Origin of the sequence: Gordonia sp. (in: high G+C Gram-positive bacteria) (assembly GCF_020438995.1) — a bacterium.
GTDB lineage: Bacteria > Actinomycetota > Actinomycetes > Mycobacteriales > Mycobacteriaceae > Gordonia.
The window spans coordinates 1-24,696 of record NZ_JAGQTN010000225.1 but is presented as its reverse complement, the minus strand read 5'-3'; the positions used below and the strand labels follow the sequence as shown (position 1 = coordinate 24,696).

Here is a 24,696-nt window from a genome sequence, read left to right as displayed (position 1 = left end):
CGGCCCCGAGTTCAGTGTTTGTCGTCACGCAGCTTGGTCGCCATCACCGCGACCTGGGTGCGCCGCTGCATGTCCAGCTTGGACAGGATGCGCGAGACGTAGTTCTTGATCGTCTTCTCCGCCAGGAACATCCGCTGGGCGATCTGCCGGTTTGTCAGGCCCTCGCCGATGAGGTGGAACACCTCGCGCTCCTGGTGCGTGAGTTCGGCGAGCGGATCGACGTCGTCACGTTTACCGTCGCGCAGGCGGGCCAGCAGGGCCGCGGTGCTGCGGTCGTCGAGCAGGGAGCCGCCGCGGCCGACGGTGCGGACCGCCGCGACCAGGTCCTGACCGAGGATCTGTTTGAGCACGAAGCCCGACGCTCCGGCCAGTACCGCGGCCAGCAGGGCATCGTCGTCGGCGTAGCTGGTGAGCATCAGGCAGTGCACCGACGGTTCGGCCGAGCGCACGTCGCGGCACAGTTCCACGCCGCTGCCGTCGGGCAGCCGGACATCGAGCACCGCCACATCGGGTTTGGTGGCCAGGATGCCCACCGTCGCCTCCCCGACCGACGCGGCCTCGCCGACGATCTCCAGGTCGGAGGCGGTGCCGAGGAGATCACGCAGTCCGCGCCGGACCAGCTCGTGGTCGTCGACGAGATACACACGCACGCGCGGGGTGTCGCTGCCGGGGACTTGAACCTCACCTGCTGATGCCATGAGTCAAACGCTACCGCAGCACCGTTCGAGTACACCGGCAAGCGGGCAACGACATGCGGCCCAACCCTGTCGGGACCTTCGCCTCAGGAGTCAACTCCCGGTTGCGCGAAAAGTGGAGTCGAGGTTCCTCGGCGATGCGTGCGCTCTCCTCGCCGGCCGCTGCTTCACCGACCGCCGGACACAACCACAGATGCAGGAGTATTCGTGACCAGTCTCACCGGCATCGCGACCGGTTTGTCTCCGATGACCGGCCCCGACCTGCTGCGCGAGCTCCTTCCGGTGTGCGAGGCCGAGTTGGAGCGGCACATGAAGATGGCCAAGGACTGGTATCCGCACGACTACGTGCCCTGGGACGGCGGGTTCAACTTCGCCACCCTCGGCGGCGACGACTGGGATCCCACCCAATCGGCACTGTCCGACGCCTCGCGGGCGGCACTGGTCGGTCTGCTGCTCACCGAGGACAATCTGCCCTCCTACCACCGGATGATCGCCGAACACGTCAATCTCGACGACGCGTGGGGGGTGTGGCTGGGCCGGTGGACGGCCGAGGAGATGCGCCATTCGACGGTGATCCGCGATTATCTGGTGGTGACGCGCGGCGTCGACCCCGTACAGCTCGACATCGCCCGCACCCGCAACGCGATGACCGTGTTCAATCCGCTTTCGCGTGATCGTGGTCTGCCCGAGCACAGCGAAGGCATGCTGCTGGCGATCACCTACATGGCCTTCCACGAGCTTGCCTCCCGGGTCTCCCAGCGCAACGCGGCCCAGGCCGGGACCGATCCACTCGTGCGCCGCCTGCTACACCGCGTCGCCTGCGACGAGACACTGCACATGCTCTTCTACCGCAACATCATCGACAGCGCTCTGGACCTGGCACCCGATGCGACGATGGCCGCGATCTACGGAATCGTGTCGACGTTCCTGATGCCCGGCGCGGTCGGCGGACCGGGCTCGTCGCCCGCTCTCGGCTACATCGCCGCGCTCATCGTCGAGGGCGGTGTGTACGACCTGCGCCGGCACCGCTCGGATGTGGTGGTGCCGCTGCTGCGCAAATGGCGGGTCTTCGAGCGCGACGGCTTCGGCCCGATCGGGCAGATGTACCGTGACCGGCTCGCCCGTTTCCTGGCCGATCTGACCCGGCGCGTCGAAGAGTTCGACCACTCCCGCGCGGCGCGGCCGACGGTCCTCGGCGCGCGGCACCCGGCCTGACCGGGTGCGTCAGTGGACCAGGGGAACGGTCCAGGTCAGGGTCGTGCCACCGGCGCGGCCCGGTCGGCGCGGCGTGGTTTCGATGGTGAACGCGCCGTCGCATTCGTCGGCGCGGGTGGTCAGGTTGTCCAGTCCGCGGTAGGTGACATTGGTGTCGATGCCCTTGCCGTCGTCGGTGATCTCCACCTTGAGCACGTCCTCGTCGGCACTGACGAGGACCGAAATCCGGTCGGCGCCGGCATGCCGCAGCGCGTTGGACAGGCCTTCGCGGAGCACCGCGTCGATGTGCGGTCCGAGCGCCTCGGGCACCACCGTGTCCACCGGCCCGTCGAACGTGACGCTCGGGGAGATCGGGGCGTGCGCGGCCAATTCGGAGACGATGTCGAGGACCCTGCGGCGCAGGGTGGTGGCGTCGTGGTGACCGGGGATGGTCTGCAGGTCGAAAATCGATGTCCGGATCTGGGCGATGGTGCGGTCCAGATCGATCACCACCTGCTCCAGCCGTGAGACCGGGGTCGCGATGGTCGCATCCTCGTCGTGCGGGGTGGCGAGCATCGTCTGAATCGACATGCCCACGGCGAACAGGCGCTGGATGACGTGGTCGTGGAGGTCGCGAGCGATGCGGTGCCGGTCCTCGAGCACCTCGAGGTCGCGGGCGATCTGCTGCTGCTCGGCATAGACGACGGCCAGCGAGGCCACTTCGGCGACGCCGGCCAGGCCGGCAATCTCCTCCGGCTCCCACCAGGGCTGTCGGCGGTGGGCCACCACCAGCCATCCGAACGCTCCGGCGGCCCGTTGCAGGGGCTGCACAGTGATCCATTCGGCGCCGCCGCCGACCACCCCGGCGGGAAGCTGATCTGCCGCGTGCACGACCATCGACGATCCGATGGGCATCTGCGTCGCCGATACGGCCGACACGTCGCCGGACTGCTCGGCACCGGCGATCTGCTGTGATCGTCCCTGCACCACCATCTTGTCGTCAGAGCTGGTGAGGATGACCACGTCCACCGCGTCGGTAAGCCCGGCGACATCGTCGCACAGGCGGGACATGGTGTCCGACAAGGCTATTCCTGCCAAAGGTTCGGATCCTCGGCGGGCGACGGCCTGCATCCAGCGGTGCCGGGTGCGGGCGCCCTCGAATAGTCGCGCGTTGTCGACGGCGATTCCGGCGGCCACCGCCAGCATCGCGATCAGCGTCTCGTCGACCTTCGTGAACTCCTCGGCGTTGCGCTTCTCCGTCAGGTAGATGCTGCCGAAGTTGGAGCCGCGCACCGTGATCGGCGCGCCGAGGAACGTCTCCATCGGCGGGTGATGGGGCGGGAATCCCACCGACGACGGATGCTGGGACAGGTGCGGAATCCGCACTACCTGCGGCTTCTTGATGAGCAGTCCGAGAACACCCCGGCCCACCGGCAGATGTCCCATGGTGGCGCGCTGCTGCGGCGTGATCCCGATGTGCACGAATTCGCTCAAGCCGCCGTCGCCGCCACGCACACCGAGCGCGCCGTACTGGGCGTCGACGACGCCGACGGCCACTTCGACGATCCGCTGCAGCGCCTCATCGAGCTCGAGCCCCTGCCCCACCACGAGCACGGCGTCGAGCAGGTCACGCAGCAGCCGCGGATCGTCGCCACCGTGTTTGGTCAGGGCGTCCAGCGCGTCGGCCCACCGGTGTTCGGTGGGTTCGGGACGGCCCGGAAACCTGCCTTCGTGATTGGTGTCCATGGTGCTGCACATCCTTGTCGGGTCGCGGGTGCTACGTGGGCGCGGGTGCTACGTGGGCTCGGTCATCGCACGCCGGGTGTGGTCAGGAGCAGTGTGCTGGAAGACATCGGCTGCGGCGACGAATCCGGCGACGGCGGCCGGATGCGCCGCCGGATGCAGGTGCAGGTACGAGGCGTGCACACCGCCGGTGACGTGACCGTGCCGTGCGGGGCGCCCCGACGAATCGCGCCACATCCACGCAGGCGACCGGCCCGGCCGGTCCTCGACGACGACGCTGCGGTGAAACTCGTGACCGGTCACCCGCTCCCCTTCCCGGAACAGCACCGAGTCGGCGACCGAGATCGCGTCGCGGTACCCGAGCGTCAGTGCCGGCGAGAACCGGCCGACGGCATCGAGCACGCCCGCCATCGGATGGCCGTCGAGTTCACGGGTCAGGTACAGCAGGCCGGCGCATTCGGCCCAGATCGGCCCCCCAGACTTCGCATGCTCCGAAAGCTGTTGCCGCAAAGTGATATTGGCCGATAGTTCGGCGGCATGTTCCTCGGGGAAGCCGCCGCCGATGACCACCCCGGCGGTACCGTCGGGCAGCGGGTCGGTCACGGGGTCGAACACCGCGATCCGAGCGCCGGCGGCGGTGAGCAGTTCGCCGAGTTCGGTGTAGCAGAAGGTGAACGCCGGACCGCCGGCGACAGCGATCACCGGACTCCCGGCTGGTTCGAGTGCGTCCGTCGCCGACCACGGGGTCGCGGTCAGCCGGGCCCGTGTCGCAGCCGCATCGACGATCGCCGGAATATCCAGGGACACAGTCATTTCGGTCGACATCGCGGCGACGGCGGCGACGGCTTCGGTGCTGCGTTCGGCGGCCGGGATCAGTCCGAGGTGGCGGGAGGGCACCATGAGCGACGGGTCGCGGCCGATCACCCCGAACACAGGCAGGCCGACGCGGGCGCACGCGTGCCGCAACACCTGTTCGTGGCGGGGTGATCCGACCCGGTTGAGGATGACCCCGGCGATCCTGACCGACGAATCGTAGGTGAGGAATCCGTGCAGCAGCGCGGCCAGGGATTGGCTGTGCCCCGAGCCGTCGACCACGAGCACCACCGGGGCACCGATGAGCGCGGCGACGTGGGCGGTCGACCCGTACGCGACCGGATCGGCGTCGGCGACGGCCGAGCCGCTGTCGTCGGATCGGATACGTCCGTCGAACAGGCCCATCACACCCTCGACGACCGCGATGTCGGCCCCGGCGCTGCCCGCGGCGAACAGCCGTGGGACCAGGTCGGTGCCCACGAGGTTCGGGTCGAGGTTGCGGCCCGGTCGACCGGCGGCCACCGCGTGATAGCCGGGGTCGATGAAGTCGGGACCCACCTTGAACGGGGCCACCCGGTGACCGGCGGCGCGCAGCGCGCCGATCAGGCCGGTGGTGACGGTCGTCTTACCGCTGCCCGAGGCGGGTGCGGCGATGACGATCGTCGGGATCGTCACCACTCGATCCCTTTCTGGCCCTTGCGGCCCTGGTCCATCGGGTGAGCGATCTTGCGCATCTCGGTCACCAGGTCCGCGGCGTCGACAAGCGCTCGGGGTGCGCGGCGGCCGGTGATCACCACATGCTGGCGGCCGGGCCTGGCGGCGAGGGCGGCCACGACGGCGTCGGTGTCGACCCATCCCCAGTCGAGCGGATAGGTGAACTCGTCGAGGACGTAGAAGTCGTGGGTCTGTTCGGTGAGCCTGCGGGCGATCTCGGCCCAGCCCGCGGCAGCTGCGGCGGCATGGTCGTCGGCATCACCGGCGTTGGCGCGCAGCCAGGACCAGCCCTGACCCATCTTGTGCCATTCAACGGGCGCACCCTTGCCCGTGGCGGCGTGCACCTCGCCGAGAGCCAGCAGCGCCGATTCTTCGCCGACCCGCCATTTGGCGCTCTTGACGAACTGGAACACACCGACGCTCAGCCCCGCGTTCCAGGCCCGCATCGCCATCCCGAAGGCCGCCGTCGACTTTCCTTTGCCGTCTCCGGTGTGCACAGCCAGCACGGGGGTGTTACGTCGCTGCCGGGTGGTCAGACCGTCGTTCGGAACGTTCTCCGGAACTCCTTGGGGCACAGCTGTTCTCCTAGCTCGCGCGGGATACCTGGGCAGTGGCCGGTCCGTGCGGCCCGGATCTATGCAGGGCGGCCGGGGTCAGTTCGTCGAGGGTCAGGCATTGCGCGCCGAGTCGGGCGGCGAGAGTGTGTGCCATACCGAGCCGGATCATGCCCTGCTCGCAGTCGACCACCACCGACGCGATGCCGCGACGGGCGATGCCTGCGGCCGCGGCGTCGGCGCGACGCGGGGCGTCGGGCCCGGCGGTTGCCCGGCCGTCGGTGAGCACCACCAGCAGCGGACGACGGGCCGGTTCGCGACGGGCCGCGCCGTCGATCACCTCCGTCGCCGTCTGCAACCCCTCGGCCAAGGGCGTGCGACCACCGGTACGCACCTGTGCCAGTCTGCGCACCGCCAACTCCACCGAGCGTGTCGGCGGCACGCTGACCTGTGCGGACGAACCCCGGGCGGTGACCACGGCCACCCGGTCGCGGCGCGTGTAGGAGTCGCGCAGCAGGTCGACGCACAGCTCGCTGACCGCAGCCAGGCGTTTACGGGCGGTCATCGAGCCGCTGAGGTCGACGACGAACACGACGAGATTGCCTTCGCGGCCGACGCGTTGGGCACCACGCAGATCGTCGGTGACGACCGTCAGCCCTGGCACGCGCGTCCCGGTCGTGCCCGCGGTTCGTCCTGCCGCCGCCAGCACCGTGCCGAACAGGTGCAGCGGTCGGCCCGTCGTGAAGTCGACGGCATGTGTCGTCGCACCTCGGGTACTGCGGGCCCGGGAGCGTCGTCCCGGATCACCGTCCCCGACTCCGGCCACCTTGAGCGGCCGCATCCGGCGCGGTGCCCCCGTACTGCGGGTGCCGAACAGCGCGCCGGCGGGCGCTGTCTGCTGTTCCGGTTGCTGCTGCGGAGTGTCGGGCGTCGCGTCATCCGGGGCCGGATCGCCGAGGTCCGGGCCGTCACCGTCCGCTCCTGACTCCGGCCGGGCACCGCCCCCGTCGTCTGGCCCGTCGCCATCGGGGTCGGGCTCGGGTTCCGCCGAATCCGCGGCCTCGTCACCGGCCCGCATCGCGTCGTCGAGTTGTTCGTCGGTGAAACCCGAGTCGTCGAACGGGTCTCGGCGCCGCCGATGCGGCAGTGCGAGTTCGACGGCGACGGCGATATCGTCGCCGTCGATGGACTCCGCGCCGCGCCAGGCCGCGTGCGCGGCTGCGGCCCGAGCGACGACGATGTCGCCGCGTAGCCCGTCGACGCCGAGGTGGGCGCAGATCCCCGCGATGCGCCGCAACTGAGCCACCGGCAGCGCGACCTCGCGCACCGCCGCCCGCGCATCGTCGATCCGGGTGCGTAGCTCGTCCTCCTGAGCCTTGTGCCGCTCGGCAAAGGCCTCCGGATCGGCGTCGAATTCCATTCGGCACGAGATGATTTCGACGCGTTCATCGACGTCGTGGGCGGCCACCACATCGACGGCGAGACCGAACCGGTCGAGCAGTTGTGGCCGCAACTCCCCTTCTTCGGGGTTCATCGTGCCGACGAGTACGAATGCTGCGGCCTGCGTATGCGAGACTCCGTCGCGTTCGATGGTCACCCGCCCGCTGGCTGCGGCATCGAGCAGTACGTCGACGAGATGGTCGGCGAGCAGGTTGACCTCGTCGATGTACAGCACGCCGCCGTCGGCCTGGGCGAGCAGACCCGGGGTGAAATCGGCACGGCCTTCGCGCAGTACGCCCGTCAGATCGAGCGAACCGACGACGCGGTCCTCGGTGGCACCGATCGGCAGTTCCACCACCCGACCGCCGGCGACCGGTCCGAGGCCGCGCACGATGGTCGACTTGGCGGTCCCCTTCTCGCCCCGGATCAGCACGCCGCCGATGCCCGGGGAGATGGCGCTGAGAATCAACGCCAGCTTGAGTCGGTCCTGCCCGACGACCGCGGTGAACGGATAGCGTGCCGCGATCTCACTCACCACCGTCACCGGCCGACTCCACCGACGAACCCGCCGCCCGGATCATCGGTACATGTGGGATACCGTCTTCTAGATACTCGTCTCCGGAAATGGAAAATCCATGTCCGGCATACATTTCCGCCAGGTACTTCTGCGCCTCGATGCGGCACTCGTGGTCACCGATCTCGGCGAGCGCCTCGGTCATCAACCACCGGGTGTGGCCGCGGCCGCGGTGTGCGCGATGAGTGCACACGCGCCCGATCTGATAGGCGACCGCGCCGTCAGGACCGATGTTGCGCAGGATCCGGAGTTCGGAGGCCACGGTGCCGTCGTCGGCGGTGATCCACAGGTGCCGGGTCGCGGGTTCGAGGTCGCGGCCGTCGAGATCCTGGTACGGACATGCCTGTTCCAGCACGAACACTTCCGACCGCAACTGCAGCAGCCGGTACAGGGTCCGCGCGTCGATCTCGTCCACCGAACCGCGGTGAAGCTGCGCATTGCTCATAATGTCGTCACTATCACACCACCGCGTGCCGCACCACCCACCTCACGCGGTGATCCGGTGTGGCCTGCGTGCGTCAGCGGACGGCTTTCTAGGCCGAATGTCCGCCGGTGAGCCGCAGCGAGCTGCTCGTCCAGTCCCAGACCTGCCGGAACAGGTCGCGGTTGTCCGAGAGCTTCTTGCCGAACGACGGGATCATCTCGGTGAGCTTGGGTGTCCACGCCTTGTATTGCTGTGGGAAGCATTGCTCGAGCACCGACAGCATCGCAGGCACCGCGGTGGAGGCGCCCGGCGACGCACCGAGCAGCCCGGCGATGGTGCCGTCGTCGGCGGCGATGACGGCGGTACCGAACTCCAGCGAGCCGCCGCCCCCGGTCTTGCGGATCACCTGCACGCGCTGGCCCGCGGTGATCATCTCCCAGTCGCCGCCGTCGGCGCGCGGCATGAAGTCGGCAAGGGTGGCGATCTGAGCCGCGCGGCTGGCGGCGAGTTCGCCGAGCAGGTACTTGGTGAGCGCCATTTCCTTCACGCCCACCGACAGCAGCGGGATGATGTTGTTCGGCTTCACCGAGAACGGCAGATCTGTGTACTTGCCGTTCTTGAGGAACTTGGGCGACCAGCCCGCGTACGGGCCGAACAGCAGGCCCTGCTTGTGGTTGATGACGCGAGTATCCAGGTGCGGCACCGACATCGGCGGTGCGCCCACTGCGGCCTGCCCGTACACCTTGGCGGCGTGCTGCTCGATGAGGTCGGAGTTGGTGCAGCGCAGGAACGCGCCCGACACCGGGAACCCACCGAAGCCCTTGGCCTCGGCGATACCCGACTTCTGCAGCAAGTGCAGCGCACCGCCACCGGCACCGACGAACACGAACTTGGCTGCGATGGTGAGCTTCTCGCCGGTGCGCCGGTTGGTGACTTTGGCGCGCCACGATCCGTCGGACTGCTTGGTCAGATTGGTGACGTCGTGACCGAAGTACACATCACCCGCCTGCCCGACGTAGTTGAGCAGTTGCTGGGTGAGGGCGCCGAAGTCGACGTCGGTGCCATCGGTGAACCAGTTGAGCGCCACCGGATCGGAGAAGTCGCGGCCCGCGGCCATCAGCGGCAGCCGGTCGGAGAACTCGCCCGGATCGGTGATGTACTCCATGCCCTCGAACAGGGTCTGCGCGGACAGTTTGGCGTGGCGCTTGCGCAGGTACTCGACGCCGTCGGCACCGTGGGTGAAGCTGACGTGCGGGATCGGGTTGATGAACTCCTTCGGGTTGCCGAGGAAGCCGTTGTCGACCGCATGCGCCCAGAACTGCCGGGACACCTGGAACTGCTCGTTGATGCTGAGCGCCTTGGAGATGTCGACGTCGCCGTCGGCGGTCTGGGGAGTGTAGTTGAGTTCGCACAGCGCCGAGTGCCCGGTGCCCGCATTGTTCCACGGGTCGCTGCTCTCGGCGGCGGCCGCGTCGAGGCGTTCGAACACGCTCACCGACCAGGTGGGTTCGAGGCGCCGGATCAGTGCGCCGAGCGTTGCGCTCATGATGCCCGCGCCGATCAGCGCGACGTCCGTCTTGATCACCGTTTGCGACACCGTGGCTCCACTCTCGCAGCTGTGGACGGTTACCCGTCCGGATGTTGACTGTCAACGGTCATTCTTACCCATGAATGAATCGTTGTCGGAACCGGCCACGCCGCGATGTGCCCCGGGCGACAGCAACGGGACCCGTGACCGCTGTGCGCGCCTTAAAGTGGACCCGTGAGTTCCACCGACGATGCCGCAGCCGTCATCCCCGAATCCGCCGCAGGCGACACCCCCGAATCCGCCGCAGGCGACATCACCGAGCCGGGGCTGACCTGGCACCCCGACCGGTATCTCGACAGATATGAGATCGCGACGATTCCCCTCGGCCCCGACCCCGACGGTGAGGACCCGATCTCGGCGACCCTGATCCGGCACAGCGCTCCCGAAGGTGTTTCCCCCGATTCCGGTCAGCACCGTGCCGTGCTGCACGTCCACGGTTTCACGGACTACTTTTTCCAGCAGCCGCTGGCCGATTTCTTCCATGCCCGCGGGTACGCCTTTTACGCGCTCGATCTACGTAAGTGCGGCCGGTCACTGCGCGAGAACCAGACCCCGCACTTCACCACCGACCTGGGCCGCTACGGCGAGGAACTTACCCTGGCGTTGCGTGCGGTGATCGATGAGGTGGGTCCCGACGCAAAGGTCGTCGTCGCCGGGCATTCGACTGGCGGGCTCACCACGTCGCTGTGGCTCGACCGGCTGCGTCAGGACAACCCGGCGTTGCACTCCCGCATCGACGGGGCCGTACTCAACAGCCCGTGGCTCGACCTGCAGGGTGAGGCGGTCCTGCGCACGTTCCCGGTCACGATGGTGATCAAGGCCGTTGCCAGGGCAAAGCCCAAACAAGTATTGCCACAGGAGCTTTCACTCGCCTACGGGCACAGCCTCCACGAGAGTGCACACGGCGAATGGTCGTACGATCTGCGCCTGAAGCCGATGGGCGGCTTTCCCGTCACGTTCGGCTTCATCGACGCCGTCCGATCCGGGCAGCGCAGACTGCATCGCGGCATCGATGTCGGAGTCCCCACCCTGGTGTTGCGATCGAATGCGTCGATGTCCACCCACGCCTATTCTCCAGAGGTCGACGCCGCCGACGTCGTACTCGACGTCCGGCACATGGCTCGCTGGAGCGCCCACCTCGGCGACCGGGTGCGCGTGGTGCCCATCACCGGTGCCCGGCACGACGTGTTCCTGTCGGCCAAACCGGCCCGCGAGAGCGCCTACCGGGCACTCGGCGAATGGCTGACGGAGATCACCCGGGATATCGAGCCACCCTTGATCGATGCCGCCGCGGACAACGCGACGAGCGCCGGAACCGCCCGGTGACCGGCGGCGACACGACCCGCATCGTCGACCTCGCGATCATCGGTTCGGGCAGCGGAAACTCCATTCCCGACGAACGTTTCGACGACCTGTCGATCGCGATCTTCGAGGAGGGTGTCTACGGAGGCACCTGCCTGAATGTGGGGTGCATTCCCACCAAGATGTTCGTGTATGCCGCAGACGTGGCCGACACGGTTCGCTCCGCGCAGCGGTACGGCGTCCACGCGTCGTTCGAGCGCGCCGACTGGCCGGCCATCGTGGAGCGGGTGTTCGGGCGGATCGATCCGATCTCGGCGGGCGGCAAGGAGTACCGGGTCGAACGGTGCCCGAACATCACGGTCTACCCGTCGCATGTGGTGTTCGACGGCCGTGACCGCGACGGCCGGTACCGGCTCGTCACAGACGGTGCGACGGTGCTCGCCGAGCAGGTGGTGATCGCGGCAGGCGCCCGGCCGATGATTCCGCCTGCCATCGCCGACAGCGGCGTGCGGTACTACACCAACAACGACATCATGCGGCTGCCTGAATTGCCGGGGCGCCTGATCATCGTCGGAAGTGGTTACATCGCAGCCGAATTCGCGCACGTCTTCGGATCTTTGGGATCGCAGGTGACCGTCGTCGCGCGGAGCGGGCGGTTGTTGCGATCGCAGGACGAGGACATCTCGGCCCGATTCACCGAGGTCGCGCAGCAACAATGGGACGTCCGTCTGAACGGTGACGTGTCGGACGTCGAGGAATTGCCCGACGGCACTGTCCGCGTGAGCTTTTCCGACGGTGGCCACTGTGACGGCGACGCACTGCTGGTGGCGATCGGCCGTACTCCCAACGGAGACCGGCTGGGCCTCGACTCGGTCGGCGTCGACCTCCACGACGACGGCCGGGTGGTGTGCGACGACGCGGGCCGCGCGACGGCCCGCGGAGTGTGGGCGCTCGGCGATGTGAGTTCGCCGTATCAGCTCAAACACGTCGCCAATCACGAGCAGCGCGTCGTGCAGGGCAATCTGATAAAGGGCTGGGACGCAACCGATCTCGACCGGTTCGATCACCGCTTCGTGCCGGGTGCGGTATTCACCCACCCCCAGGTCGCCTCGGTGGGTCTGACCGAACAACAAGCCCGCGAGGCTGGCTACGACATCACGGTGAAGGTCCAGACCTACGGTGACGTCGCCTACGGCTGGGCCATGGAGGACACCACCGGCCTGTGCAAGGTGATCGCCGAACGCGGCACCGGCCGTATCCTCGGCTGCCATATCCTCGGCCCTCAAGCGTCGACGGTCATCCAGCCCGTCATCCAGGCGATGTCGTTCGGCCTCGACGCCCGCCGGATGGCCCGCGGCCAGTACTGGATCCACCCGGCGATGCCCGAAGTCCTGGAGAACGCGCTACTCGGTCTGGACCTGTGATTTCGCAGGCCCGAGTGTGCTGTGAGTCCCGGTTTCCGGGATCAATCGCACAGTCAGTCAAAAGGACTGCGCCGCACTAGAAGACCGCGGACCGGAGCGCGATCTCACTCGCCAATGCCGGTGCGGCGTGTTGCGGAATCCAGTGATCCACACCGGGCAACACGCAGAACCGGTATTCGCCGTACACGTAGCGGCTCGTCAAGTCGGCCTGCTCGCGCCCGAGTGCCGAATCGTTGTCGCTCCACACCAGGGTGGTGTGGATTTCGACGGGGCGGCAACTCATCTTCGTCTTGACATCACCGGTGAAGTTGGCGCGATACCAGTTCAGTGCGGCGGTCAGCGCACCCGGAGCCTTCAACGGCACCAATTCTTCTGCGGTGACACCGAAGTCACGCAGCACCTTGAAGTTGTCGGCAAGGATCGCCTCTTCGGCGCCGGGTACGACGAACTTCTTGATGTAGGAGGACCGCTGTCTTTGGTCGCCGCTGCTCAATGCGTCGCGCCCGGCCGACGGATGACCGGTGCTCACCGCGACCAGCCCCGTGAACCGATCCGGGTACCTGGACGCCAGGTGCCAGGCCACCAGCCCGCCCCAGTCGTGCCCGACGAGAATCGCGTACGGCACGCCCAGGGCATTGAGGATGCCGATCGCATCCGACACCAGGTGATCTATCCCGTACTCCTCGACCTCGGTGGGCCGCGCGCCGGGACTGTAACCACGCTGCTCGGGAACGATGGTCCGCAACCCCGACTCATGTAGCCGCTGTACCACCTCGCTGTAACACGAACCACCGACCGGAAAACCGTGCAACAGAAGCACCCACTTGCCGCGCTCGGGACCACCGATCTCGACGTCGAAGGTGTAGTCGCCAACGGTGATCGCGCGCTGCTCGGTCTTCACCCGTCGATCGTACCGGCAGGTGGCGTCGCACGGAGTCCGCTTCTATCAGGACGGGTATGTGTCATGCTTAGCACATGAGAATGCACATAGAGTTGGACGACGAGTTGGTCGGTCGCATTGATGAGGTGGCAGGTCCGCGCGGCCGCAGCGGGTTCGTCCGGCAGGCAGTCGAGGCCGCGGTCGCTCAGGAAGAGCGCTGGCGGGCACTGGAATCCGCATTCGGCGCAATCCCGGAGACCGGTCACGACTGGGATGACGATCCCGCCGCGTGGGTGCGCGCCCAACGGCACAGCGATCCGCGACGGGCCGGGTAGTGCACGTCGTCCTTGACACGACGATCCTTATCGACGCGTTGCGCGGTCGGCCTGCCGTCCAGCGAATCCGTGAATTGCGGGTAACCGGCGGCGTTCCGGCGACCACCGCCATCAACGTCGAAGAGATCGTCCGGGGGATGCGTTCGCGGGAGCAGCACGCGGTCGATTCATTGCTCGCCGGTCTGGTGGTCCTTTCGGTCGATGCGGCGGCGGCCAGACTCAGTGGCCGATGGCGATCGGAATACTCGGCGCGCGGAATAGCGCTCCACCAGGCGGACTGCCTCATCGCCGCCACCGCATCGGTGCACGGTGCCGCCCTGTGTACGGGCAATCCGAAGGACTTCCCGATGCGGGAGGTCGAGCACTGGCCGGTGGGGCAATAGTCGGGCTCAGCGGGTGAGGGCGTGCGTGATGGTCGGTACGGCTGCCTGCGCGCCCGTGTCGATGAGGTGAAGCAGGGCGTCGAGGTCGACGTGGTGGGTGAGGAGGTCGGCGATCAGGTCGACCTGGGCAGTACGGATCGCGGCGACGCTGGTGTCGGGGGCCACGTCGAAGTCGGGTTTTCCGGCCTCAGCGGCGAGGGTGGTGAGAATGTCGCGGCGGAAGGCGTCGTTCTCCAGCAGGCCGTGCCAGTGCGTGCCGCGTATCCCGCCCCGCACCGACCCCTCCTTGATCTCGTTGTGGCCCTGGGCGATCCATGGGTCATCTGCGCTGTCGGCCACCCGGCCGTGGTGGATTTCGTAGCCGCGGATCGGGACTCGGCCTGCGGCGGTGTCCGCGTGTCCGGTCACCTGGCGGGTGATCTTGTCGGTATCGAACCGGATCGTCATGTCCAGCAGGCCGAGGCCGTCGACGCGTCCGCTCCCCGACTCGACGTCGTCGACGATGGCGCGGGCAAGCATCTGGTAGCCGCCGCAGATCCCGATGATCGGCCGGCCCCGTTCGGCCCGGGTTCGTAGTGCGGCGTCGATGCCACGGGAACGCAGCCAGGCGAGATCTGACACCGTCGCCCGGGTGCCCGGCACGATCGCGATGTCGGCGGCGGCGACGGCACTCGCATCGTCGACCCAGGTGACGTCGACGCCCGGTTCGCAGGCCAGCGCCTCGACGTCGGTGGAGTTGGAGATGCGGGGCAGCCGGATCGCAGCGACGCTCAACCGGACCCGACGACCGTCGTCGGCACTCGGGCCGACCCTGCGACCGACGGCGACCGACAGAGAATCCTCGGCGTCGATCCAGATTCCGGAGGCGAACGGCACCACACCGTAGGTAGGTCTGCCGGTGAGCGCACGCAACTGGTCCAGGCCCGGTGCGAGCAGCCCGGGATCGCCGCGGAACTTGTTGATCAGGTACCCGGCTACGAGGCTCTGGTCGTCGGCGTCAAGCACAGCGGTGGTGCCGAACAGATGCGCCAGTGATCCGCCCCGGTCGATGTCGCTGACCACGATCACCGGCATCGAGGCGGCCTGCGCCAATCCCATGTTGGCGATGTCGGAGCCGCGCAGGTTGATCTCGGCGATCGATCCCGCACCCTCACAGATCACGACATCGAAATCCGCACGCAGAGAAGCAAGTTCGTCCGTGACGACACCGAGTAACTGCGCTCGCCGGGTGGCGTAGTCGGCGGCACCGATCTGGCCGTCGGGCCTCCCGCGCACCACCACATGCGAGCGGCGGTCGCTGCCCGGTTTGAGCAGCACCGGATTGAATCGCGTCGATGGTTCGAGTCCGCAGGCGAACGCCTGCAACGCCTGCGCACGGCCGATCTCGCCCCCGTCCCGGGTGATGGCCGAATTGTTGGACATATTCTGCGCCTTGAACGGCGCGACGCGGACTCCCTGCCGTGCGAGCGCCCGGCACAGCCCGGTCACGATCATGCTCTTGCCGGCGTCGGACGTGGCTCCGCCGATCAGCAGCGCCCCGTTCACTCCTGACCTGTGCGGTCGGCCTGCAGGATGTCGTGTTCGCGATCGATCTCGCCCAGGCCCAGACTTCTGCCCCCGTTGACCAGCGGGTCGCCGCCGGCGGTCAATTCGAGTTCGGTGTAAGCCTCGGCATCGTCCGTGTCCGCAGAGGCGGTGCCGGTCGCTTGGTGTAGCGGCTTGCCCGTCTCCGGGTCGATACCGTGCCGGCGCAGCACAGTTGCCCGATTCTCCATACCGTGTGCCATCATCGCGCGCTGGGCGGCGATCATCATCGTCGACTGACCGGACAGGATGCGATCGACCTCTTTGGATTCACGCCAGCGTTTACCCACAAGCATCGTCAGCACACCGAGCACCGCGTACGCGCCCATCAGCAGGAAGCCCTGCCAGTACGGTTCGCCGACCCCGTACAGGATTCGTTTGATCATCTCGGTGATGCCGTGCCCGACGACGAACGGCTGCAGATGTTTGAAGAACGACGGCACCATCCATGCCGGGAACGCGGCCCCCGACGCCGGGATCGACACGAACACGAACATCAGCAGCGCCGGCCCGGTGATGAATCTGCCGAAGAAGTACGAGATTCCGTTGACAAACAACCCGATCGCGAAGATCCACAGCATCGCCAGGCCGGTCATCTGCAGGAAGTGTTCCGCAGGGTAGACACCGACGATCGGTCCGACGATGACGTTGGACACCACCGCCAGTACGATCGCACCGCCTGCGAGGATGCTCACCCGCGTCCAATGGCCCAGCGGTGCGCCCATCATGCCGATGAACATCGCCACCATGTATCCGGCGATGCACCACGACATCATCATGTACATGGCGCCCTGACCGAATGAATCCGACTTCGGCAGCGGCGCGATATCGGTGATCTTCACCCCCTCGCCGGTGGCGAAGATCTGCTGAAAAGACGTCTTCACGATGCTCGACGCCTGGAACTGATGTGCCCCCGCCACGAAGAGTTCGGGTTGGCCCTGCCCGTCGGCGGAGATGACGAGCGCTGCCGCATTGTCGCCGTCCCGCACCGACTCGACGGCCGCCGATCGGTCGGCGAAATAGCTGAACGCGAACGTGTCCGGGGCACCGGCTTCGATCTTCTGCGTCACCACCGACGCCGCAGGCGTGTTGACCACCGCGACCGGCACGTCGTGCACCTTCGGTGCATGGAAGGCGACGACGTAACACAGGCAGAACGCGGTGATGAAGAACAGCGGCATCCACAGTTGCAGCCCGATCATCTGCACAGCGGGCGGCAGTTTGCTGTAGTGCTTGCGCCACCACCCCGTTGCGGAAGACAACATCGCATTCCTCCTCGGTCGGGATCGCCGGACCCGCAATCCGTCCGGGTCGACGCTACTCCCGGGATTGCCTCACCACGCTGCGAAAACGGATGTGCCGAATCAGATCTCTGGATCGGGCAGTGTCAGGATCTCGGCGCCGGTGTCGGTGACCACCAGGGTGTGCTCGAACTGCGCCGTCCATTTGCGGTCGACGGTGACGACGGTCCAGCCGTCCTTCCAGATCTCGTACGGCAGGCCGCCGAGGTTGATCATCGGTTCGATGGTGAACACCATGCCCGGTTCGATGACGGTATCGACGTTGGGCTGGTCGTAGTGCAGGATCACCAGACCGTTGTGGAAGGTCTCGCCGATGCCGTGGCCGGTGAAGTCACGGACCACGCTGTAGCCGAACCGGTGGGCGTAGGACTCGATGACGCGGCCGATCACGTTGAGTTCGCGGCCCGGTTTGACGGCCTTGATGGCACGCTCGGTGGCGATGCGGGTTCGTTCGACGAGGTCGGCCGCCTCCTGTGAGACGTTGCCCGCCAGGAACGTCGCGTTGGTGTCGCCGTGCACGCCGTCGATGTAGGCGGTGACGTCGATGTTGACGATGTCGCCGTCCTCGATGACGGTCGAGTCGGGGATCCCGTGGCAGATCACCTCGTTCAGCGAGGTGCAGCACGACTTGGGGAACCCCCGGTAGCCGAGCGTCGACGGGTAGGCCCCGTGGTCGATCATGTAGTCGTGCGCGATACGGTCGAGCTCGTCGGTGGTGACGCCGGGGGCGACGGCCTTACCGGCCTCGGCGAGCGCGTTGGCGGCGATCTTGCTCGCCAGCCGCATCTTCTCGATGGTCTCGGGCGTCTGCACCCACGGCTCGTGCCCCTCGTTCGCGGTCGGCTTCCACACATACTCCGGGCGTTCGATGGAATCGGGCACCGGCAGCGTCGGTGACAGTGTGCCGGGTTTCAGGGGAGCGCGAACGGTCATGGCGTCCAGCTTAGAACCTGCCGCCACGCCATCGGGTCCGGCGCACCCGGCTAAGGTGACGGCCGGGGAACACATCTTGATCCCTGAGGCCGAAGCGAGGAACGAGCAAGGGTCACGAAGGGTCCGGTGAGACAAATGCCTGACGCAAGCACCTCGGTACGTGCACGTCGATCGGCGAGACTGCTGTTCGTCCTGATCACCGGCCTCGTCGCACTGACCGTGACCTCCTGTTTCGTGACCCCGATCGACCAGGACAAGACCGCCAAGGCGTCGACCGCACACCTGCGCGACGGCCCACAGACCGCGCAGCTACCCGGCACCGACGTCCACCCCATCACCACGGACCCGCGACCGGTGCTGCCGGCAACCGTGACCGACGCCGGTGGCCGCAAGGTCACCGTGGCCGACGCCTCCCGCATCATCGCGGTCGACATCAACGGCACCCTCGGCAGCATCGTCTTCTCGCTCGGCCTCGGTTCGCGGATGGTCGGCCGCGACACGTCGACGATCTTCCCGGCCGCCGTCGGCCTACCGGTGGTGACCAACCGCGGTCACAGCCTCAACGCCGAAATGGTGCTCAAGCTGCGGCCGAGCGTACTGCTCATCAACCAGGACACCACCCCGGCCGGTGCGATCGACCAGATCCGCAACTCCGGGATCCCTGTCGTGCTGTTCACCGCCATCCGCAGTCTCGACAACAACACTGAGCTGATCGAGTCGGTGGCCGACGCACTCGGTGTGTCCGCCGAAGGCAGGGCACTCATCGCACGCACCGACCGGCAGGTGGCCGAAGCCCGGCAATTGGTGCCCAATCCGTCGGGGAATCCGACGATCGCGTTCGTGTACGTTCGCGGCCCCAAACTGACCCTTCTGGCCGGACCGGGTTCGGGTGCCGACAGCCTGATCGAGGCGATCGGCGGCGTCGACGCCGGCACTAAAGCCGACCTGACGGGAGCGTTCACGATGATCTCGGCCGAGGCCATGATCCGCGCCGACCCCGACGTGATCCTGGTGATGAAGCAGGGCGCCGACACCGTCGGCGGTCCGGACGGTGTCCTCAAGATCGCCGGGATCGCCGCGACGTCGGCCGGGCGACATCGCAGGGTCGTGCAGATGGACGAGACGAAGATCCTGGCGTTCGGGCCGGACGTCGGCGAGGTCATCGGCGCCCTGGCGAAGGCGGTCTATCGGTGAAAGATGATGTGTCCGTGGCCGAGCGGCCTGCGACAATACAAGCCTCCGACGGTCGGCGCAGATCCCGCCTGACCCGCAGTATCGCGATCATCGTCGGCATGCTGATCGCGCTCGCGGTGCTCGTGGTGATCTCGGCGGGCAGCGGCAAGGTCGCGATCGCGCCGTCGGAGGTGCTGGGCAGTCTGGCCCACCACTGGCATCTCGACATCGGGCCGTTGCCGACGCACGAGAATGGCGAGGAAACCCTGTGGAACGTGCGGTTCCCGCGGATCGTGCTCGGGCTGATCGTCGGTGCCGGGCTCGGCGCGGGCGGCTGTCTGCTACAGGGTGTGCTGGCCAATCCGCTAGCCGAGCCGGGCATCGTCGGTGTCTCGTCGGGTGCGGCGATCGGGGCGTGCCTGATCATCGTGCTCGGCGGCAGCGGCTCCAACGAGTGGGCGCTGGCCGGTGCCGCGTTCGTGTTCGGCCTGTTCACCACGGCCGCGGTATATCTGCTGTCGCTACGCGACGGGGCGTCGTCGACGATCATGCTGGTGCTCACCGGCATCGCGGTCAATGCGTTCGCGACCGGCATCATCGCGTATCTGACGTTCGTGGCCAATCCGAACGACCGTGAGCAGATCGTGTTCTGGCAGCTCGGCTCGGTGGCCGGTGCCTCGTGGAATCAGGTGTGGGTGGCGGCGCCGCTGATCGTCGCCGGTTGTGCGGGGGCTCTCGCGCTCAGCCACAAGCTCGATCTGCTCGCCCTCGGCGACGTTCAGGCGGCCTCGCTCGGAGTGAACGTCGAGGTGGTGCGTCGTCAGGCGATCGTTCTCGTGGCGATTCTCACCGCTGCCGCTGTCGCGTTCGCGGGCATCATCATGTTCGTCGGACTGATCGTGCCGCACGTCATGCGGCTGGTGCTGGGCCCCCGTCACGCCACCCTGTTGCCGGCGAGCCTGATCGGTGGCGCGCTGGTGCTGGTGGGCGCCGATCTGGCGGCCCGCACCATGATCGGCGACGCCGACCTCCCGATCGGCATGTTCACGGCCCTGATCGGTGGCCCGTTGTTCTTCATCCTGCTGCGCCGCAGCCGGCACGCGGGGGCTGGCTGGTGAGTAATACGACGGGTCTGATCGCCGACGACATTCACATCACGCTCGGCGGGCGCGAAGTGGTGAAGGGTGTGTCGCTGACGGTCGACGGCGGTTCGCTGTGCGCGCTCGTCGGCCCCAACGGCTGCGGCAAGTCGACGCTGCTGTCGGCACTGTCGGGGGTGCGCCGACCGGCGTCGGGAACTGTCCGCATCAACGGCCACGAAATCGGTGCTATCGGCCATCGCGACCTGGCGCGGGAACGGTCGCTGGTGACGCAGACCAACCGCACCGACACCCCGTTCACCGTCGCCGAGGTGGTGCAGATGGGCCGCTTCCCGTGGCTACGCACCCCGCAGGCGGTGCAGTCCCCGCAGATCATCGCCGACGCCATCGCCGAATGCGACCTCGGCGACATCCTCGACCGCCCTTTCTCCCAGCTCTCCGGTGGTCAGCAAGCCCGGGTGTCCCTCGGCCGCGCCCTCGCCCAACAGGCCCCGGTGATGCTTCTCGACGAACCTACCGCCGCCCTCGACATCCACCACCAGGAAGCCGTCCTCGACATCCTGCGCCGCCAGCGCGACCAGGGCACCGCCGTCCTGATCGTCGTCCACGATCTCTCGCTCGCCGCCGCCTACGCCGACCAGGTAGCCGTCATGAAGCAGGGCCGCCTGGTAGCCCACGGCCCGACCCCCGAAGTCATGACCGCCGACCTCCTCTCACACACCTACGACCACCCCGTAGAAACCTGGCCCCACCCCGAAACCGGTCAACTCCTGATCCTCCCCCGCCGCACGTGACAAGACTTCGAAGGCGACGAGGACCTAACGTTCGCGGTGTTCGCCAAACGGGTTGCGGACTTCCACACCCGCGATCATCTGGCCGCTGTTGCGATCTCCACTCCACAGGCGGCCACGCTCACGCCGAACGGTTTCCTTGGACGCCAAACGGATCCGTTCGGCGTGCAACGAAGTAGCTGCGCGGGAACGGACTCAGTTCGGGAGGGCGGCGAGGAAGTCCCGGGTGACGGCTACGGCGTTGGTGGAGTCGCCGCCGCCGACGACGAGGGTGGCGAAGGCCAGGTCACCCCGGTAGCCGGCGAACCAGGCGTGTGAGCCGCCGGCGAACTCGGCCTCACCGGTCTTGCCGTACACCTCACCCATCCCGTTGATCAGGGTGGCGGTGCCGCCGGTGACCACCGCGCGCATCATCGACCGGAGTTCGGTGAACACCACCGGGTCGAGGGCCGGTTTTCCACCGCCCTTCACGATGGTCCGTCTACCTCGAATCAGTTGCGGTACAGGCGATTTGCCGCCACGTGCGATGGTGGACACTGCAATTGCCAGGCCTAGCGGACTCACCAGCACCTTGCCCTGACCGAATCCGTCCTCGGTGCGTTCGACGAGATCGGAGGACAGCGGCACCGTTCCGGACACCGATTCGAGGCCGGCGATCGTGTAGTCCGGGCCGATACCCAAAGCCGCCGCTGTACTGGGGAGGTCGGCCGGTCCCATCTCGCTGGCGAGCTTGGCGAAGCTGGTGTTGCACGACGCCGCGAAGGCCTGCTGCATCGATACCGTCCCGAGAGCGAACCGGTCGTAATTGGGGATGCGACGTGGACCGATGTCGATGGTTCCCGGACACGGCACCATCGTGCCGGGGTGTGCCAGATTCTTACCGATCGCGGCGGCAGCGGTGACAATCTTGAATGTCGAGCCGGGCGGATACAGGCCGGTGGTCGCGATCGAACCACTCCGGTCGGCGAGCGGGTTCTGAGCGATCGCGAGAATTCGTCCGGTCGATGCCTGCATCACCACCATCGCGACGGGGAAACGGCTTCGGGCGTTGACCGCACGCTGAGCCGCGTTCTGCCTGGACCGCGACAGCGTCAACGACACCGCGGGAGCCGGCTGGGGGGCGTGGTCGGCGACGACGCCGGTCCGCAGACCGTTGGCGTTGGTGGTGATCACCCGCCACCCGGCCTTACCCTCCACCTCGGAGCTAACCAGTCCGCGGACCACCGAGAGCAGGCCCGGAGCGAACCGCTTGTCCTTGGCCACCAGGTCGGTCTGTTCGGTGATCAGCACTCCGGGAATGTCGAGCTGATCATGGATCGCGTTGTACTGTGCCTCGGTCAGGCGTGCGATCGGGTAAATGCCTTCGGAAGCGGTCGATTTCTCAGTGATGGTCTGCACCGAAAGATCCGGCGCGTACAGCCGTAGCGCGCCGACGACCGACGTGACCGAGTCGACGACACTGCCTTTTCGGGCGGCGGCCTTGGCGTCGAAGGCGATGCCGTAGAAGGTGCCGTCTACCAACACCTGCGAACCGTCGGACTCGTTCACCGTCGCCCGCGGCGCGGACGTGGTCTCCAGCAGCAGTCGCTGATTGCGGCCCAGGTCGGGGTGGATGTTCGTCGGCGCCCAGCGCACGATCCAGCCCTGCGTCGATTTCGCCATCTTCACTGTCGCCGGATACTCCCAGGTCTGCCCGCCCGCGAGCTTCCAGGTGTACATGACGTCGATGTCGGCGTTGTCGGCGGTCGTGCGTGCGTGACCGGTCGAGGACGACACGCCCTGGGCGGACAGCCCCTTCCACACTTGTTCGATGCCGGTCTGCGCCGCGTCCGGATTGTCGGTGAGTTCGGCGGCGCCCGCGATGTCGTGGTCATCGAATGCCGTCAGGTATCGGTCCAAGGCGTCCCGAGGACCGTCATCGACGCTCGAACACCCGACAATGCTCGTCACCACGAGCACGATCACCGCGGCAACCACCGCACCCACATGTCTCTGCCGCACCATCACCGGTGATTCTAGGGGTCCGGTGCCCGGCACCACGCAGACGCGCCAGGCATTAGACCGCTATCGGGGCCCGATGTCAGTAGAGTCCGGGAGGTGACCGCCACCCGCGACGTCGACCCGGACTTTCTCGCCCTGCCCCGCCATCAGCTGGCCGATGCGGCGCTGTCGGCGGCGCTCGCCGCGGGCGCCTCGTACGCGGACCTGCGGTTGCACCGGCTCAGCAACGAGAACTTGAACCTGCGGGACGGGAAGCTCGAATCGGCGGTCACCGCGGGCGAGGTCGGTTTCGCCGTGCGGGTCATCGTCGACGGCACCTGGGGCTTCGCCTCCCATCCCGAGCTGACCACCGACTCCGCGGCCACATCCGCGCGACGAGCTGTCGCCGTGGCCGCCACTCTGAGATCCCTGAACGCCGAACGCATCGAGCTGGCCGGCGAACCCGTGTACCGGGACGCGACGTGGGTGTCGGCCTATCGCACCGACCCGTTCGAGGTACCGACCGCCGACAAGGCATCGTTGCTCGCCGAGTATTCGGCCCGGCTCCTGGCCGCCGACGGCGTCGACCACGTGACCGCCTCGGTGATCTGCGTGAAGGAGCAGACCTTCTACGCCGACTCCTTCGGCAGTTCGATCACCCAGCAGCGGGTACGGGTGGAGCCGCACGTGGACGCGACCGCCGTCGACACCGCCGCCGGCAAGTTCGAGACGATGACCACGCTCGCGCCTCCGACCGCCCGGGGCTGGGAGACACTCACCGACGATGACGTGTGGGACTGGACCACCGAGCTGACGACCCTGCCGGGGCTATTGGCCGAGAAGGTCAATTCACCGAGTGTTGTTGCGGGACCGACGGATCTGGTGATCGACCCGACCAACCTGTGGTTGACCATCCACGAATCGATCGGTCACGCAACCGAATACGACCGCGCGATCGGCTACGAAGCCGCGTACGCCGGCACCTCCTTCGCCACCCCCGACAAACTCGGCACCATGCGCTACGGATCACCGGCGATGACCGTCACCGCCGACCGTACCGTCGAATACGGTTTGGCAACTGTCGGATACGACGACGAAGGGGTGGCCGCGCAAAGCTGGGATCTGGTGCGTGAGGGCATCTTCGTCGGATATCAGCTCGACCGGGTGTTCGCACCCCGGCTCGGGCTGGCGCGATCCAACGGCTGCTCGTACGCCGACTCGCCGCACCACGTCCCGATTCAGCGGATGGCCAACGTGAGCCTGGCCCCCGCCGCGGACGACATCAGCACCGACGACCTGATCGCCCGCGTCGACGACGGCATCTACGTCGTCGGCGACAAGTCGTGGTCGATCGATATGCAGCGCTACAACTTTCAGTTCACCGGGCAACGTTTCTTCCGTATCCGTAACGGCAGACTCGACGCCAGCTCCGCGACGTCGCCTACCAGGCCACCACCACCGATTTCTGGAACGCGATGGAAGCGGTCGGCGGGCCGTCGACCTGGCGCCTCGGGGGCGCGTTCAACTGCGGCAAGGCCCAGCCCGGCCAGGTGGCGGCGGTCAGCCACGGCTGTCCGTCGGCGCTGTTCCGCGGCATCAACGTGCTCAACACCGCTGACGAAGGAGGGCACTAACCAGTTCTAGCCTCAATACCGTTCAGTTAAGGTCGACTTGGGTGTAGTCTGGTGGTGTGCCGCGTGCTGGTTGGGTGAAGCCTGAGTCTGATCGTCGTTTGTCTGATGTGGTGTCGGTGGGTGTGTTGACGAGGGTG

Annotated in this window: 20 protein-coding genes and 1 pseudogene; 9 read left to right on the top strand and 12 right to left on the bottom strand. The window is 67.3% G+C overall.

What is annotated here, in order from left to right; translation table 11 throughout:
* Positions 1-11: 11 nt before the first annotated feature.
* Positions 12-698, bottom strand: coding sequence for a response regulator transcription factor (locus KDB67_RS15975; protein ID WP_291017574.1), 687 nt, complete (start codon positions 696-698; stop codon positions 12-14).
* 204 nt (positions 699-902) lie between these two features.
* Here KDB67_RS15975 and KDB67_RS15970 point away from each other — a divergent pair, with 204 nt between their 5' ends.
* Entirely contained in the window at positions 903-1,910 is a 1,008-nt protein-coding gene (locus tag KDB67_RS15970) for an acyl-ACP desaturase (protein ID WP_291017571.1), read from the top strand.
* A 9-nt stretch (positions 1,911-1,919) separates the two neighbouring features.
* On the opposite strand, the gene KDB67_RS15965 is transcribed toward KDB67_RS15970, so the two are convergent.
* From KDB67_RS15965 to mqo, 6 genes are all read right to left on the bottom strand, one after another.
* Positions 1,920-3,635 (bottom strand): GAF domain-containing sensor histidine kinase, encoded by a 1,716-nt coding sequence (locus KDB67_RS15965; RefSeq protein WP_291017568.1) that lies wholly within the window; start codon positions 3,633-3,635, stop codon positions 1,920-1,922.
* 48 nt (positions 3,636-3,683) lie between these two features.
* Complete coding sequence (locus KDB67_RS15960) at positions 3,684-5,123, bottom strand: cobyrinate a,c-diamide synthase (RefSeq protein WP_291017566.1); 1,440 nt, start codon at positions 5,121-5,123, stop codon at positions 3,684-3,686.
* Complete coding sequence (gene cobO, locus KDB67_RS15955) at positions 5,117-5,734, bottom strand: cob(I)yrinic acid a,c-diamide adenosyltransferase (protein ID WP_291017562.1); 618 nt, start codon at positions 5,732-5,734, stop codon at positions 5,117-5,119. The genes KDB67_RS15960 and cobO overlap by 7 nt, the downstream gene beginning before the upstream one ends.
* A gap of 10 nt (positions 5,735-5,744) precedes the next feature.
* Entirely contained in the window at positions 5,745-7,688 is a 1,944-nt protein-coding gene (locus tag KDB67_RS15950; protein WP_291017641.1) for a VWA domain-containing protein, read from the bottom strand.
* Positions 7,681-8,172 (bottom strand): GNAT family N-acetyltransferase, encoded by a 492-nt coding sequence (locus KDB67_RS15945; protein WP_291017559.1) that lies wholly within the window; start codon positions 8,170-8,172, stop codon positions 7,681-7,683. The genes KDB67_RS15950 and KDB67_RS15945 overlap by 8 nt, the downstream gene beginning before the upstream one ends.
* A gap of 88 nt (positions 8,173-8,260) precedes the next feature.
* Positions 8,261-9,748 carry a malate dehydrogenase (quinone) gene (gene mqo / locus KDB67_RS15940; protein ID WP_291017556.1) on the bottom strand — a complete coding sequence of 496 codons (1,488 nt, stop codon included), beginning with the start codon at positions 9,746-9,748 and terminating at the stop codon, positions 8,261-8,263.
* Between the two features lie 243 nt (positions 9,749-9,991).
* Between mqo and KDB67_RS15935 the strand changes: the two genes are divergently transcribed.
* Positions 9,992-11,065, top strand: a complete 1,074-nt coding sequence (locus KDB67_RS15935) for an alpha/beta hydrolase (RefSeq protein WP_291017640.1) — start codon at positions 9,992-9,994, stop codon at positions 11,063-11,065.
* A complete protein-coding gene (locus KDB67_RS15930; protein ID WP_291017553.1) occupies positions 11,062-12,465 on the top strand; it encodes a mycothione reductase in 1,404 nt (467 codons plus the stop codon). The genes KDB67_RS15935 and KDB67_RS15930 overlap by 4 nt, the downstream gene beginning before the upstream one ends.
* 76 nt (positions 12,466-12,541) lie before the next feature.
* Here the strand turns inward: KDB67_RS15930 and KDB67_RS15925 are convergent, their stop codons facing one another.
* Positions 12,542-13,345 carry an alpha/beta hydrolase gene (locus KDB67_RS15925; RefSeq protein WP_291017638.1) on the bottom strand — a complete coding sequence of 268 codons (804 nt, stop codon included), beginning with the start codon at positions 13,343-13,345 and terminating at the stop codon, positions 12,542-12,544.
* Between the two features lie 95 nt (positions 13,346-13,440).
* Between KDB67_RS15925 and KDB67_RS15920 the strand changes: the two genes are divergently transcribed.
* Together KDB67_RS15920 and KDB67_RS15915 are read left to right on the top strand one after the other, a co-directional pair.
* The gene (locus KDB67_RS15920; RefSeq protein ID WP_291017552.1) at positions 13,441-13,680 is read left to right on the top strand and encodes a hypothetical protein; all 240 of its coding nucleotides are present in this window, start codon (positions 13,441-13,443) and stop codon (positions 13,678-13,680) included.
* Positions 13,680-14,063, top strand: a complete 384-nt coding sequence (locus tag KDB67_RS15915; protein WP_291017550.1) for a type II toxin-antitoxin system VapC family toxin — start codon at positions 13,680-13,682, stop codon at positions 14,061-14,063. The genes KDB67_RS15920 and KDB67_RS15915 overlap by 1 nt, the downstream gene beginning before the upstream one ends.
* Positions 14,064-14,069: 6 nt before the next feature.
* Here the strand turns inward: KDB67_RS15915 and KDB67_RS15910 are convergent, their stop codons facing one another.
* The 3 genes from KDB67_RS15910 to map form a co-directional block, all read right to left on the bottom strand.
* Positions 14,070-15,608 carry a cobyric acid synthase gene (locus KDB67_RS15910; RefSeq protein ID WP_291017547.1) on the bottom strand — a complete coding sequence of 513 codons (1,539 nt, stop codon included), beginning with the start codon at positions 15,606-15,608 and terminating at the stop codon, positions 14,070-14,072.
* On the bottom strand, positions 15,605-16,912 hold the full coding sequence (locus KDB67_RS15905) for an ABC transporter permease (protein WP_291017544.1): 1,308 nt from the start codon (positions 16,910-16,912) through the stop codon (positions 15,605-15,607). Before KDB67_RS15905 ends, KDB67_RS15910 begins: the two co-directional genes overlap by 4 nt.
* Before the next feature lie 99 nt (positions 16,913-17,011).
* Positions 17,012-17,881, bottom strand: a complete 870-nt coding sequence (gene map / locus KDB67_RS15900; protein WP_291017541.1) for a type I methionyl aminopeptidase — start codon at positions 17,879-17,881, stop codon at positions 17,012-17,014.
* A 135-nt stretch (positions 17,882-18,016) separates the two neighbouring features.
* Between map and KDB67_RS15895 the strand changes: the two genes are divergently transcribed.
* The 3 genes from KDB67_RS15895 to KDB67_RS15885 are packed head-to-tail and all read left to right on the top strand — an operon-like array spanning position 18,017 to position 20,948.
* On the top strand, positions 18,017-19,075 hold the full coding sequence (locus tag KDB67_RS15895) for an ABC transporter substrate-binding protein (RefSeq protein ID WP_291017537.1): 1,059 nt from the start codon (positions 18,017-18,019) through the stop codon (positions 19,073-19,075).
* Between the two features lie 14 nt (positions 19,076-19,089).
* The gene (locus KDB67_RS15890; RefSeq protein WP_291017535.1) at positions 19,090-20,172 is read left to right on the top strand and encodes an iron ABC transporter permease; all 1,083 of its coding nucleotides are present in this window, start codon (positions 19,090-19,092) and stop codon (positions 20,170-20,172) included.
* Complete coding sequence (locus tag KDB67_RS15885) at positions 20,169-20,948, top strand: heme ABC transporter ATP-binding protein (RefSeq protein ID WP_291017532.1); 780 nt, start codon at positions 20,169-20,171, stop codon at positions 20,946-20,948. The genes KDB67_RS15890 and KDB67_RS15885 overlap by 4 nt, the downstream gene beginning before the upstream one ends.
* A 192-nt stretch (positions 20,949-21,140) precedes the next feature.
* Here the strand turns inward: KDB67_RS15885 and KDB67_RS15880 are convergent, their stop codons facing one another.
* Positions 21,141-22,949, bottom strand: a complete 1,809-nt coding sequence (locus KDB67_RS15880) for a penicillin-binding transpeptidase domain-containing protein (protein ID WP_291017529.1) — start codon at positions 22,947-22,949, stop codon at positions 21,141-21,143.
* 93 nt (positions 22,950-23,042) lie between these two features.
* Between KDB67_RS15880 and KDB67_RS15875 the strand changes: the two are divergent.
* A pseudogene (locus KDB67_RS15875) lies at positions 23,043-24,559 on the top strand (TldD/PmbA family protein).
* Positions 24,560-24,696 lie beyond the last annotated feature (137 nt).